Raw genomic sequence first — 13,134 nt, 5'->3', positions numbered from 1 at the left:
GCGTGTCCGCCCAGCGGCGCCAACGGGACAATTGATGAATCCGAATTATCGCAACCTCGCGCTCTGGGCGATCATAGCGGTCCTGCTCATCGCTCTCTTCAATCTTTTCCAGACGCCGCAGACGCGTGGAGCCTCGAGCGATGTTCCCTATTCGCAGTTCCTGCAGGAAGTCGCGGCGGGACGGATCAAGTCGGTGACCATCGCCGGCGCCCGTATCTCCGGCAATTACACGGACAGTTCCAACGGCTTCCAGACCTATTCGCCTGGGGACCCGTCGCTGGTTTCGCGGCTGCAGGACAAGAACGTCACCATCAATGCGCGTCCTGAGTCCGACGGCTCCAATTCGCTGTTCGGCACCCTGATCTCCTGGCTGCCGATGATCCTCATCCTCGGCGTCTGGATATTCTTCATGCGCCAGATGCAGTCCGGTTCCGGCCGCGCCATGGGCTTCGGCAAGTCGAAGGCCAAGCTTTTGACCGAAGCACATGGCCGCGTCACCTTCCAGGACGTCGCCGGCGTCGACGAAGCCAAGGAAGATCTGGAAGAGATCGTCGAGTTCCTTCGCGACCCGCAGAAATTCCAGCGGCTCGGCGGCAAGATCCCACGCGGCGTGCTGCTCGTCGGTCCTCCCGGAACCGGCAAGACGCTGCTCGCCCGCTCGGTCGCGGGTGAAGCCAACGTGCCGTTCTTCACCATTTCGGGCTCGGACTTCGTCGAGATGTTCGTCGGCGTCGGCGCAAGCCGCGTCCGCGACATGTTCGACCAGGCCAAGAAGAACGCGCCTTGCATCATCTTCATCGACGAAATCGACGCGGTCGGCCGCCATCGCGGCGCCGGCCTCGGCGGCGGCAATGATGAACGCGAGCAGACGCTGAACCAGCTGCTGGTCGAGATGGATGGCTTCGAATCCAACGAAAGCATCATCCTGATCGCCGCCACCAATCGGCCAGACGTGCTCGATCCGGCGCTGCTGAGGCCGGGCCGCTTCGACCGCCAGGTGGTGGTGCCGAACCCCGACATCGTCGGCCGCGAGAAGATCCTGAAAGTGCATGTGCGCAACGTGCCGCTGGCGCCCAATGTCGACCTCAAGGTGATCGCGCGCGGCACGCCGGGCTTTTCCGGCGCCGACCTGATGAACCTGGTCAACGAATCCGCCCTGATGGCGGCGCGGCGCAACAAGCGCCTCGTCACCATGGCCGAATTCGAGGACGCCAAGGACAAGATCATGATGGGCGCCGAGCGCCGCTCGTCGGCGATGACGCAGGCCGAGAAGGAGCTGACCGCCTATCATGAGGCCGGTCATGCCATCCTGGCGCTCAACGTGCCGTCGGCCGATCCGCTGCACAAGGCGACCATCATCCCGCGCGGCCGGGCACTCGGCATGGTCATGCAGCTGCCGGAAGGCGACCGCTATTCGATGAGCTACAAATACATGATCTCGCGCCTCGCCATCATGATGGGCGGCCGTGTCGCCGAGGAGTTCAAATTCGGCAAAGAGAACATCACCTCGGGCGCCTCCTCCGATATCGAGCAGGCGACCAAGCTGGCGCGCGCCATGGTGACGCGCTGGGGCTTCTCCGACAAGCTCGGCCATGTCGCCTATGGCGATAACCAGGAGGAGGTGTTCCTCGGCCATTCGGTGGCGCGCACGCAGAACATCTCGGAAGAGACGGCGCAGATCATCGACGCCGAAGTGCGCCGGCTGATCGACGAGGCCTATTCGACGGCAAGGTCCATCCTGACCAAGAAAAAGAAGGAATGGATCGCGCTGGCGCAGGGCCTGCTCGAATACGAGACGCTGTCCGGCGAGGAGATCAAGCAGCTGATCGCCGGCAATAAGCCCGCGCGCGACCTTGGCGACGACACGCCGCCGAGCCGCGGCTCGGCCGTGCCGAAGTCCGGCCGCCGCAAGAAAGGCCCCGAGCCCGAAGGCGGCATGGAACCCCAGCCATCAAGCTAGGCTCCGGCCCAGGACAGATCGACTTCGAAACGCCGCGGCTCTAACCGCGGCGTTTTCTCTTGGGGAATGCGACCCTTCCTGCATCGCTGGAAATTGGCGAAAGTGACGATGACGGCCAATCTCCCCCCTCGTGGGGGAGATGTCCGGCAGGACAGAGAGGGGCGCGAAGGAATGGGCCTTCTATCGTCCTCGTTGACGACTTCGGGAGATCGACAAGGCGCGCCGGAGAATGAAGCTCGCATTTTTGCCGGCGGCGCCACATTTTGTTCTTGCTTTGTGCCGGCAGATATGCTACTAATTTGAGTATGGTGCCAATTGGCGCCGCCGACCCGCCCACGGAGGCGGGTTTTTTATTTCAGGCTCCTTTTCGACCAAGCGTCGCGCGTGCTGGCGACCATCGATGTCGGCGGACAGGGCCCCTCTGTCCTGCCGGACATCTCCCCCACGAGGGGCAGATTGGCAGCGGCGCCGCCTGCGCGCGGATGGCGCTCCTCGCACGTGTGTTCGGCAGCAACAAAAAGGCCCGCGAACCTTGCGGCTCGCGGGCTCATGTCGTCGGATGGTGGCGCCGGTCAGCTCTTCAGCTTGGCGTTGCAGAGGCTGTAGAAGCCGCCGCCTTTCTGGATCCACCTGAGGCCGCCCAGCGTGTTGGCGTCCTTGTTGGCGTAGTAGAGGTCGAGGCAGGTGTGCATGCGGCCCTTGGCCGGGGTCTCGGTTGCATACTTCTTGGAGATCGCCGTCGGGAATTTCACACCCTGGGGGGCGGTGATGGTCGGCGGTTGCGGATCGCCGGTGTACTTGGCATCGGGAGCCGGCAGGGTGTCGTCGTCGGCTGCGCCGGCGCCGCATTGGCTCTTGCGGAAGTCGTTCCACTTCATGCCATTCAGCGTGTTGCCGGCCTTGGCAGCCTGATATTTGGCGCTGCAATCCGCCATGCTGAGGCCTTTGCCGGTATCGGTCGCGGCGGCTGTCGTCGCCTTGGCAGGTGCCGCGGCAGGCTGTGCGGCGGCAGTTGCGCCAGCGGCGCATTCACTCTTGCGGAAGTCGTTCCATTTCATGCCGTTGAGCGTGCCGGCAGCCTTGGCGGCCTGGTATTTGGTGCTGCATTCCTTGGCCGTCAGCCCAGGCGCCGCGTCATCGCTGCTGGCCGCCGCTGCTTTGGTCGTGGCGGCGGGTTGTGCGGCTGCCGTCGCGCCGGCGGCGCACTGGGTCTTGCGGAAATCGTTCCACTTCATGCCGTTGAGCGTGCCGGCAGCCTTGGCGGCCTGGTATTTGGTGCTGCACTCCTTCGCCGTCAGGCCCGGCGCCGCATCGTCGGCGGCGGCTGCCTTGGTCGTGTCGGCGGCCTTGGCCGTGGCTTTGGCTGGCGCGGGTTCGGTTGTAGCGGCGGTGGCATCGGTGCCGCATTGGGCCTTGCGGAACTGGTTCCAGTTCTGCCCGCCAAGCGTTCCCGCATCCTTGGCCGCGTTATACTTGGTGCTGCACTCGGCCATGGTCAGCGCGTTGGCAGGCGCGGGCAGGAATAAGGTCGCGACGGCAAGACCCGTCAAAGTAGCAAGTCGGTGGATGAGCATGCGTTTTCTCCCTACGGCGGTTCATGATATGTCCCAGTGCAGCAATAGCGCTCAACGGCTGGTTGCGCCAGATGCTAAGTAGCGTAGAGACAAATTTAGAAGTGCATTCTTTTCTTTAAGGTGATGAATTCGTTGCCGGGACTGTCTCCCGGCCAAGTTCGTCCGGGTGCATTGCACGGAGAGCGCGCATATGGCTGGCTCCCAGCGAGGACACTGCGCCGCATGACAGCCAGTCAAATCGGCGGGTGCGGCGGACCTGAGCCTACCGCTGTCTGGAGCAGCACGATGCGGATTCGGGTTCAAGGCCACACTGCCACAAGGATCCAGATGAGGTTTGAGTTGACGTTTCTGATGTTCCTGCCGCAACAAGGGCTCGGAACTTGAAAATCAACACACTAGCGTGACGCAAAACACACAAAACAATAATTTTCTAAGGATTGGTCGTCCATAATCATACAATGTGATGACGGGGCTTGGGCCATTTTATGGCATGAGATGCTCGGAAAGAACCATCGGGAAGCTGGCGAACATGGCAGGACATTATTTCGGTACGGACGGCATTCGTGGGCGAGCCAACAAGTTTCCAATGACGGCCGAGGTCGCCATGCGGGTCGGCATGGCCGCCGGCCTCTCCTTCCAGCGCGGCAGCCACCGCCACCGCGTCGTGCTCGGCAAGGATACCAGGCTTTCCGGCTACATGATCGAGAACGCGATGGTATCCGGCCTGTGCGCCGCCGGCATGGATGTCTTCCTGCTCGGCCCGATTCCGACGCCGGCTGTTGCCATGCTGGTGCGCTCGCTGCGCGCCGATATCGGGGTGATGATCTCTGCCTCGCACAACCCCTATTACGACAACGGCATCAAGCTGTTCGGTCCCGATGGCTACAAGCTGTCCGATGAGATCGAGGAGCGTATCGAGGGGATGCTCGACAAGGATATCGAACTGGCGCTCGCCGATTCCGATGGGCTCGGCCGCGCCAAACGCGTCGACGGCGTGCATGACCGCTATATCGAATTCGCCAAGCGCACGCTGCCGCGCTCGATGTCGCTGTCGGGCCTGCGCATCGTCGTCGATTGCGCCAATGGCGCCGCCTACAAGGTGGCGCCCGACGCGCTGTGGGAACTCGGCGCCGAGGTCGTTGCCATCAATGTCGAGCCCAACGGCTTCAACATCAACAAGGAATGCGGCTCGACTCATCCGGCCGGCCTGCAAAAGAAGGTGCACGAGGTGCGCGCCGATATCGGCATTGCGCTCGACGGCGATGCCGACCGCGTCGTCATCGTCGATGAAAACGGCGCGATCGTCGATGGCGACCAGATCATGGCACTGATCGCCGAATCCTGGCACCAGAACGGACGGCTGGCCGGCGGCGGCGTCGTCTCGACGGTGATGTCCAATCTCGGCCTCGAACGCTTCCTCGGCGACATGAACCTGCAGTTGCATCGCACCAAGGTCGGTGACCGCTATGTCGTCGAGCACATGCGTGCCCATGGACTCAATGTCGGCGGCGAACAGTCGGGCCACATCGTGCTGTCCGATTTCTCGACCACCGGCGACGGCCTCGTCTCGGCGCTCCAGGTGCTCGCCTGCATCAAGCGGCATAACCGGCCGGTCAGCGAACTGTCGAAGAAATTCGAGCCGGTGCCGCAGCTTTTGAAGAATGTGCATATTTCCGGCGGCAAGCCGCTGGAGGAGGCGCCGGTCAAGGCGGCGATCGAAGATGCGCGCAATCGCCTCGGCAAGGCCGGGCGCCTGGTCATCCGGCCATCCGGCACGGAGCCGCTCATCCGCGTCATGGCGGAGGGCGACGACCCGCAGCTTGTCGAGTCCGTGGTCAACGACATCGTCGAGGTCATTTCGGAAACGCGCAGTGCCGCCTGATCTCCCTCCAACATCGGTTCAAAGGCCCGCCTTGCCGGCGGGCTTTTTTATTGGGTCGCGGCCAGCTCGCCTGCAGCAACGGCCGCCAGATTGCTCCACTTTTAGAGATTCGTGGTTAATCAATACGGTTAAACGCCTTTTAACCTTTCCGATTCATTATCCACAACTGAGGTCAATCACATTTCGGGCGCGTTCGCCGTTCGAGGGTTCTCAGGGGTGATAAGCATGTTCAACACAGCAAGAATGGCTCTCCTGGCCGCGCTGTTTGCCGGCGCCGGGCCGGCATTCGCCGCCGATTTCGTCGAGCCGCCCGTCGTCGAGGAGGCGCCGCCACCGGTTGCCTACGAGCAGCCGGCCGACTTTGGCGGCTGGTATATCCGTGGCGACATCGACTATCACTGGTCGAAGTTTCGTGGTGGCGACTACATCACCTACGGTGTGGCGCCCCAGAGTCCCGGCAAGTTCGATACAGGCAAGCTGGATGGCGCCTTCTCGGCCGGCGGCGGTGTTGGTTACCAGATCGACGAGCATTTCCGCACCGATCTCACCTTGGACTGGATGAGCAAGTCCAAATTCCGCGGCTCGACCAACGGCTTCTGCGGCGTATTACAAACTCCTTGCACATCCGTCGACACCTCGTCCTATTCGGCGCTGCTGCTCTTGGCCAACGCCTATGTCGACATCGGCACCTGGCATGGCGTCACGCCTTATGTCGGTGCCGGCATCGGCGGCGCCTGGGTTAAGTGGGATACACTCCACAACGTCGACGATGACGGCGAGTTCGAGCATCACGGCGGCAAAGGCTGGCGTTTTGCCTATGCTGCCATGGCGGGCGCCTCCTACTGCCTGACCGACCGCGTCAAACTCGACGTCGGCTACCGCTTCAGCCACATCAATGGCGGCAAGATGTTCGACTACGCTTCGGATAGCAATGTCGGCCCGGGCTATGACCGCGGCATCAACGTGCACGAAGTGCGCGGCGGCCTGCGCTACCAGTTCGGCAGGTCGGACTGCGCGCCGCCGGAGCCTTACGTCCCGGAACCCGAGCCGGTCTACACGAAGTAGTCGCTTCGAAATCGAGGAATTCGTCGACCGCCCGGCTGATGCCGGGCGGTTTCGTTTGGCTGCCTAAAGATGCTGCGTTGCTCTGTAACACCGTCCAGCTCGAGGAGCGAAAACGGATCAAATCAATTGCTAACGCCTTGTTATCCTTAACCCGCACTTAACCACTATGGTTAACAATGCTGTCTGAAACGGCGCGCGCGATCGCGAATGCGCCAAGTTCGGGAGCCGAGGACCATGACATCCAAATCGCCTGTTGCACTGGCGCTTGCAGCAGTCATCCTGATGCCGCTGACGCCGGCGCTTGGCGCCGATTACGATCCGCCGGTCTATGTCGACCAGGCGCCCGACTATGTACCGGTCGAGGTTGGCTCGGGATGGTATCTGCGCGGCGATGTCTCCTATCTAGTGCAGAAGAGCTTCAAGGATGAGGATTTCGCCTTCACACCCGCGAGCTTCGACGAAAAGGAAGATCCCATCTTCGCCAGCATTGGCTTCGGCTACCATTTCAACGACTATCTGCGCGCCGATCTCAATGTCGGATATCTTCCCGGCAACAAGATCGACGTCGGCTATAACGACGGAACAACCGTGGCATCGGCGACCCTGAAGAACTATGCCTTCTCAGGCATACTCAACGGCTATGTCGACCTTGGCACCTATGTCGGAATCACACCTTATCTCGGCGCCGGTGTCGGTGTCGTGCAGAGCAAGCGTCGCCTGTCGGCGAGCTACTTCACCGACAACGCCGACCCCACCGACGATTTCGTCCGGCACGACAACAAGACCCAGTACTCCTTCGCCTACACGCTGAATGCCGGGCTTGCGTACCAAGTGTCCAAGAACGTCTCAGTCGATCTGGGCTATCAGTATTTTTCCGCGCCAGACGCCGAATATGTGACTGCCGAGAGTCTGACTTCTTTTCCGATCCGCAAAGGGATCAACAATCATCAAGTCAAAGTCGGACTACGCTACGATCTCTGGTAGGCTCGATCGAAGCCGAGGCGTTGACAATGGCGGGTCGCAGGCCCGCCGTTTGCGTTTGGCCCCCGGCAATATCCTGACAGCGACAAAAACTTTCCCCTTGACGCCGAAAGCCTGAACGCATATCGCCATCCGTGGGCCACCCCTCCCCAACGAGGGGCCACTATCTGGAAGGATAGACCACGATGACCACGCATACGAAGCCCGGATTCCGTCCGGCAAATCCCAATTTTTCCTCAGGTCCCTGTGCAAAACGCCCCGGCTGGTCGGTCGAGGCGCTCAAAAATGCCGCGCTCGGGCGCTCGCACCGCGCCAAGATCGGCAAGACCAAGCTCGAACAAGCGATCGAGCTGAGCCGGGAAATCCTCCAGGTTCCGGCGGATTACCGCATCGGCATCGTGCCGGCCTCGGATACCGGCGCGGTCGAAATGGCGCTGTGGTCGCTGCTCGGCGAACGCGGCGTCGACATGGTCGCCTGGGAGAGCTTCGGCTCCGGCTGGGTCACCGATGTGGTCAAGCAGCTGAGACTCGCCGATGTTCGCAGGTTAGAGGCGGACTACGGCGCACTGCCGGACCTGACCAAAATCGACTTCGACCGCGACGTGGTCTTCACCTGGAATGGCACGACGTCGGGTGTGCGCGTGCCGAACGGCGATTTCATCCCGGCCACCCGCAAGGGCCTGACCATCTGCGACGCTACTTCGGCGGCCTTTGCGCAACAGCTCGATTTTCAGAAACTCGACGTCGTCACCTTCTCCTGGCAGAAGGTGCTGGGCGGTGAGGGCGCGCACGGAATGCTGATCCTCAGCCCGCGCGCCGTGGAACGGCTGGAAAGCTACAAACCGGCCCGGCCGCTGCCGAAGATCTTCCGTCTCACCTCGGGCGGCAAGCTGATCGAAGGCATCTTCAAGGGCGAGACGATCAACACGCCGTCGATGCTGTGCGTCGAGGACTATCTCGACGCGCTGCGCTGGGCGAAGTCGATCGGCGGCCTCGACGCGCTGGTCACCAGAGCGGATGCCAATGCCGCTGTTCTCGATCGCTTTGTCGGAAAATCTTCCTGGCTCGGCCATCTTGCCGTAGACCCGGCGACGCGTTCGAACACATCGGTCTGCCTTTCCTTCACCGATCCGGATGTCGCTGCATTCGACGCCGATGGACAGGCTGCGTTCGCCAAGGCAATTGTCTCGGTGCTCGACAAGGAAGGCGTCGCCTACGACATCGGCGCCTACCGCGATGCACCGCCCGGCCTGCGCATCTGGTGCGGCGCGACAGTCGAGACCTCCGATCTCGAAGCGCTGCTGCCCTGGCTCGACTGGGCCTTTGCCGCGCAAAAGGCGTCGCTGAAGGCAGCCGCCTGAGTTTTCCTGTGGCGGCTCTCGGGCCGCCCATCCCCAAACGGATCAAATCATAATTGAAGGAGGCCGCCATGGCGCCCCGCGTTCTCGTCTCAGACAAACTTTCCACCACCGCCGTGCAGATATTCAGGGATCGCGGCATCGAGGTCGACTATTTGCCGGATCTCGGCAAGGACAAGGAAAAACTGCTCGAAGTGATCGGCCAGTATGATGGGCTGGCCATCCGCTCGGCGACAAAGGTCACGGAGAAGCTGATCAACGCCGCGACCAGGCTGAAGGTCGTGGGCCGCGCCGGCATCGGCGTCGACAATGTCGACATCCCGGCGGCGAGCCGCAAGGGCATCATCGTGATGAACACGCCCTTCGGCAATTCGATCACCACCGCCGAGCATGCCGTCGCCATGATCTTCGCGCTGGCCCGCCAGATACCGGAGGCCAACGCCTCGACCCACGCCGGCAAATGGGAAAAGAACCGCTTCATGGGTGTCGAGATCACCGGCAAGACGCTGGGCATCATTGGCTGCGGCAATATCGGTTCGATCGTCGCTGCGCGCGGCGTCGGCCTGAAGATGCATGTCATCGCCTTCGATCCATTCCTGTCGGACAGCCGCGCCGAGGAGCTCGGCGTCGAAAAGGTCGAGCTCGACGAGCTGTTCGCCCGCGCCGACTTCATCACGCTGCACACGCCGCTTACCGACAAGACGCGCAACATCATCGACGCCGCGGCGATCGCCAAGATGAAGACCGGCGTGCGTATCATCAACTGCGCCCGTGGCGGGCTGATCGTCGAGGCCGACCTGATCGCGGCGCTGAAGAGCGGCAAGGTGGCCGGCGCCGGCATCGACGTGTTCGAGGTCGAACCGGCGGACAACAACGCACTGTTCGGCATGGACAATGTCGTGGCGACGCCGCATCTCGGCGCGTCGACCACCGAAGCGCAGGAGAATGTCGCCCTGCATGTCGCCGAGCAGATGTCCGACTATTTGATCAAGGGCGCCGTTTCCAACGCCATCAACATGCCGTCGATCACCGCCGAAGAGGCGCCGCGGCTGAAACCTTTCGTCAAGCTTGCCGAAGTGCTCGGCGCCTTTGTCGGACAGGTCACCGAGGATCCGATCAAGGAGGTCGAGATACTGTTCGACGGCTCGACCGCGACGATGAACACGCGCGCGCTGATCAGTGCCACCCTTGCCGGGCTGATCCGGCCGCAGGTCTCCGACGTCAACATGGTGTCGGCGCCGATCATGGTGAAGGAGCGCGGCATTATCGTCGCCGAGGTCAAGCGTGACAAGTCGGGCGTGTTCGACGGCTATATCAAGCTGACGGTCAAGACCGAGCACAGGACGCGCTCGATCGCCGGCACCTGTTTCTCGGACGGCAAGCCGCGCTTCATCCAGATCAAGGGCATCAATCTCGACGCAGAGGTCGGCCAGCACATGCTCTACACGACCAATGCCGACGCGCCCGGCATCATCGGCCTGCTCGGCACGGTGTGCGGCGAGAACGGCGTCAACATCGCCAACTTCCAGCTCGGCCGCAACCGGCCGGGCGGCGATGCCATCGCATTGCTCTATCTCGATGCGCCGTTCCCGGAAAACGTGTTGGCGCAGGTGCGCTCGCACAAGTCGATCGACTCCGCCAAGCGGCTGCATTTCGATGTGGGGATAGCCTGAAATTCGGTCGCCCCGTGTGCAGCAGCACGCGGGGCGGTGGAACGTCGCGGCAAGCGACTTCATTCAGCAGCGGATGCCGCCATCTTCCGTCCGCTGTATTCGGCGAGGCTGATGCCACCGAGCACCAGCGCGAGAGCCAGCGCCTGATAGAGCTGGAATGTCTCACCGACAATCAGCACCGATAGCAGCGTACCGAAGATCGGCACCAGATTGATGAACAGGCCGGCCCGGTTGGCGCCGATCAGCTCGTTGCCCCTGATATAGAAGATCTGCGAGATGACCGAAGCACCGATAGCGGTATAGAACGCGACCGCCCAGCCGCGGGCATCGGGGACGATGACCTTGCCGGCGGCAATCTCCCACAGGAAGAAAGGCAGCGATGTGACGAGTGCGGCAACCGACAGCGCCAGCATCAGGCTCTGCCAGCGGATGACCGGCTTCAGCCGCAACCCCACCGAATAGAAGGAGTAGCAAAGCACGGCGACCAGCATGATCGCGTCGCCGAAGTTGAGATCCAGCTTGAGAAGCTGGCGCAGGTCGCCATGGCTCGCCGTCACCGCGACGCCAATGATGGTCAGCACGACGCCAGCTATCTGCACCCGGTTCACCCGCAGGCGAAACAGCACGAAATTGGCGATGATGATCACGATCGGTATCGCCGCCTGCTCGATCGAGACGTTGATCGCCGTCGTGTAGTTGAGCGCCGTATAGAAGATCGCATTGAAAAAGGCGAAGCCGCAAGCGCCGAGCCCGCCAAGCAGCAACCAGTGCCTGCGCACCACCGGCCAGTCTTGGCGTAGCGTTCCCCAGCCGATCGGCAGCAGGATCAGAACCGCCAGCAGCCAACGCAGGAAGACCAGCGTCATCGGCGAGATATGACCGACCGCCAGCTTTCCCGCCACGGAGTTGCCGCCCCACAGCAAGGTGGTGAACAGCAGGAACAGATAGGCGGCTCGATGCATCGTGAACTCCCGGCCAGGCAGAGGGAATTTGACGGTCGGTGTGGGCCTATTGCGACCGCCAGCCCAAGTAAATGATGTCAAAGGCGAAAATTGTTGTGCCTCGGAGCGTTTTGGGCGGCAAAGAGTGGTCGCGCTCGCCGGGTCTTGACGCTATAGAGCGACGTGCGTGCAATTGGACGCTACAAAGTACGCGTCGGAAGGCTTTAATCTCGCGTCGTGCTTTTCCGAAAATCGATTCCGATTTTGGGGGCCGATGCGATAGAGGCCTATCGTTTCGAATTGTTCAAGCTGCTCGGGCGGCGTCTCAAGGGAAAAGAAATATGGCCAATGTGGTGGTCGTCGGCTCGCAATGGGGCGATGAGGGCAAAGGCAAGATCGTAGACTGGCTGTCGGAGCGCGCCGATGTTGTCGTGCGCTTCCAGGGCGGCCACAATGCCGGCCACACGCTGGTCGTCGACGGCAAGGTCTACAAGCTGTCGCTGCTGCCGTCCGGCGTGGTGCGGCAAGGCAAGCTTTCCATCATCGGCAACGGCGTCGTCTTCGATCCGCACGCTTTCGTCGCGGAGGTTGCGAAATTGAAGGCGCAGGGCGTCGAGGTGACGCCAGACCGCCTGAAAATAGCCGAAAACACCGCGCTTATCCTGTCCTTGCACCGGGAGCTGGACGGATTTCGCGAGGACGCCGCTTCCAATTCCGGAACGAAGATCGGCACGACCCGTCGCGGCATCGGTCCCGCCTATGAAGACAAGGTGGGCCGGCGCGCGGTCAGGGTGATGGATTTGGCGGATTTGGAAACGCTGCCCTTGAAGGTCGACAGGCTGCTGACGCACCACAATGCGCTGCGGCGCGGGCTCGGCCATGCCGACGTCACGCATGAGGCGATCATGAGCGAGCTGATCTCGGTGGCCGACGAGATCCTGCCCTATATGGACCGCGTCTGGAAAATCCTCGACGACAAGCGCCGCGCCGGCGAGCGCATCCTGTTCGAGGGCGCGCAAGGCACGTTGCTCGACATCGACCACGGCACCTATCCGTTCGTCACCTCGTCCAATACGGTTGCCGGTCAGGCCGCCGCCGGGTCGGGTGTTGGGCCGGGCGCCATCGGCTATGTGCTCGGCATCACCAAGGCCTATACGACGCGCGTCGGCGAAGGCCCGTTTCCAACCGAACAGAAGAACGAGATCGGCGAGTTCCTGGGCACGCGCGGCCATGAATTCGGCGTCGTCACCGGCCGCAAGCGGCGCTGCGGCTGGTTCGATGCCGTGCTGGTCCGCCAGGCCGTCGCCGTCAACGGCATCAAGGGCATTGCGCTGACCAAGCTCGATGTGCTCGATGGGCTGGACGAGATCAAGGTCTGTACCGGCTACCGACTCGACGGCGAGGCGATCGATTACCTGCCGGCCAGCCAGGGTGCGCAGGCCCGCGTCGAACCGGTCTACGAGACGCTGGAGGGGTGGAAAGGCACCACTGCCGGCGCGCGCAGCTGGAACGACCTGCCGGCCCAGGCAGTGAAGTACGTCCGCTACATCGAAGAGCTGATCGGCGCGCCGGTCGCACTCCTTTCCACCAGCCCTGAACGGGACGACACGATACTTGTGACCGATCCGTTTCAAGACTAGTTTCTCAGCCTTCCGGGCATTGCGGCTGATTTGCGGGGGCCGGCCCAGAAACAAATGCAG

Annotated in this window: 9 protein-coding genes; 7 read left to right on the top strand and 2 right to left on the bottom strand. The window is 62.3% G+C overall.

Features of this window, described 5'->3' with window-relative positions:
• The first annotated feature begins 34 nt into the window (after nt 1-34).
• Nucleotides 35-1,960 carry an ATP-dependent zinc metalloprotease FtsH gene (ftsH, locus tag NKJ91_RS06505; protein ID WP_023677989.1) on the top strand — a complete coding sequence of 642 codons (1,926 nt, stop codon included), beginning with the start codon at nt 35-37 and terminating at the stop codon, nt 1,958-1,960.
• Between the two features lie 572 nt (nt 1,961-2,532).
• Here the strand turns inward: ftsH and NKJ91_RS06500 are convergent.
• Entirely contained in the window at nt 2,533-3,195 is a 663-nt protein-coding gene (locus NKJ91_RS06500) for a hypothetical protein (protein ID WP_352621115.1), read from the bottom strand.
• A gap of 868 nt (nt 3,196-4,063) precedes the next feature.
• Between NKJ91_RS06500 and glmM the strand changes: the two genes are divergently transcribed.
• The 5 genes from glmM to serA all read left to right on the top strand — a co-directional run bounded on the left by glmM (nt 4,064) and on the right by serA (nt 10,493).
• A complete protein-coding gene (glmM, locus tag NKJ91_RS06495; RefSeq protein ID WP_352454889.1) occupies nt 4,064-5,416 on the top strand; it encodes a phosphoglucosamine mutase in 1,353 nt (450 codons plus the stop codon).
• A gap of 225 nt (nt 5,417-5,641) precedes the next feature.
• Nucleotides 5,642-6,481 carry an outer membrane protein gene (locus tag NKJ91_RS06490; RefSeq protein ID WP_352454888.1) on the top strand — a complete coding sequence of 280 codons (840 nt, stop codon included), beginning with the start codon at nt 5,642-5,644 and terminating at the stop codon, nt 6,479-6,481.
• A gap of 234 nt (nt 6,482-6,715) precedes the next feature.
• Nucleotides 6,716-7,465, top strand: a complete 750-nt coding sequence (locus NKJ91_RS06485; RefSeq protein ID WP_352454887.1) for an outer membrane beta-barrel protein — start codon at nt 6,716-6,718, stop codon at nt 7,463-7,465.
• A gap of 182 nt (nt 7,466-7,647) precedes the next feature.
• Nucleotides 7,648-8,823 carry a phosphoserine transaminase gene (locus NKJ91_RS06480; protein ID WP_352454886.1) on the top strand — a complete coding sequence of 392 codons (1,176 nt, stop codon included), beginning with the start codon at nt 7,648-7,650 and terminating at the stop codon, nt 8,821-8,823.
• 68 nt (nt 8,824-8,891) lie between these two features.
• Nucleotides 8,892-10,493 carry a phosphoglycerate dehydrogenase gene (serA, locus tag NKJ91_RS06475; protein ID WP_352454885.1) on the top strand — a complete coding sequence of 534 codons (1,602 nt, stop codon included), beginning with the start codon at nt 8,892-8,894 and terminating at the stop codon, nt 10,491-10,493.
• A gap of 59 nt (nt 10,494-10,552) precedes the next feature.
• Here the strand turns inward: serA and NKJ91_RS06470 are convergent, their stop codons facing one another.
• Entirely contained in the window at nt 10,553-11,455 is a 903-nt protein-coding gene (locus tag NKJ91_RS06470) for a DMT family transporter (protein WP_352454884.1), read from the bottom strand.
• A gap of 320 nt (nt 11,456-11,775) precedes the next feature.
• Here NKJ91_RS06470 and NKJ91_RS06465 point away from each other — a divergent pair, with 320 nt between their 5' ends.
• Nucleotides 11,776-13,074 carry an adenylosuccinate synthase gene (locus NKJ91_RS06465; RefSeq protein WP_352454883.1) on the top strand — a complete coding sequence of 433 codons (1,299 nt, stop codon included), beginning with the start codon at nt 11,776-11,778 and terminating at the stop codon, nt 13,072-13,074.
• Nucleotides 13,075-13,134 lie beyond the last annotated feature (60 nt).

This window comes from Mesorhizobium sp. M0040 (genome assembly GCF_040323505.1).
In the GTDB taxonomy this organism is placed as follows: Bacteria; Pseudomonadota; Alphaproteobacteria; order Rhizobiales; family Rhizobiaceae; genus Mesorhizobium.
The sequence above is the reverse complement of the archived record's forward strand: the minus strand, read 5'-3'. Positions and strand labels throughout refer to the sequence as shown.

Bases quoted from the DNA above. Each gene is read 5' to 3' on its own strand.
- ftsH (WP_023677989.1), top strand. From the start codon at position 35: ATGAATCCGAATTATCGCAACCTCGCGCTCTGGGCGATCATAGCGGTC.
- NKJ91_RS06500 (WP_352621115.1), bottom strand. From the start codon at position 3,195: ATGAAGTGGAACGATTTCCGCAAGACCCAGTGCGCCGCCGGCGCGACG.
- glmM (WP_352454889.1), top strand. From the start codon at position 4,064: ATGGCAGGACATTATTTCGGTACGGACGGCATTCGTGGGCGAGCCAAC.
- NKJ91_RS06490 (WP_352454888.1), top strand. From the start codon at position 5,642: ATGTTCAACACAGCAAGAATGGCTCTCCTGGCCGCGCTGTTTGCCGGC.
- NKJ91_RS06485 (WP_352454887.1), top strand. From the start codon at position 6,716: ATGACATCCAAATCGCCTGTTGCACTGGCGCTTGCAGCAGTCATCCTG.
- NKJ91_RS06480 (WP_352454886.1), top strand. From the start codon at position 7,648: ATGACCACGCATACGAAGCCCGGATTCCGTCCGGCAAATCCCAATTTT.
- serA (WP_352454885.1), top strand. From the start codon at position 8,892: ATGGCGCCCCGCGTTCTCGTCTCAGACAAACTTTCCACCACCGCCGTG.
- NKJ91_RS06470 (WP_352454884.1), bottom strand. From the start codon at position 11,455: ATGCATCGAGCCGCCTATCTGTTCCTGCTGTTCACCACCTTGCTGTGG.
- NKJ91_RS06465 (WP_352454883.1), top strand. From the start codon at position 11,776: ATGGCCAATGTGGTGGTCGTCGGCTCGCAATGGGGCGATGAGGGCAAA.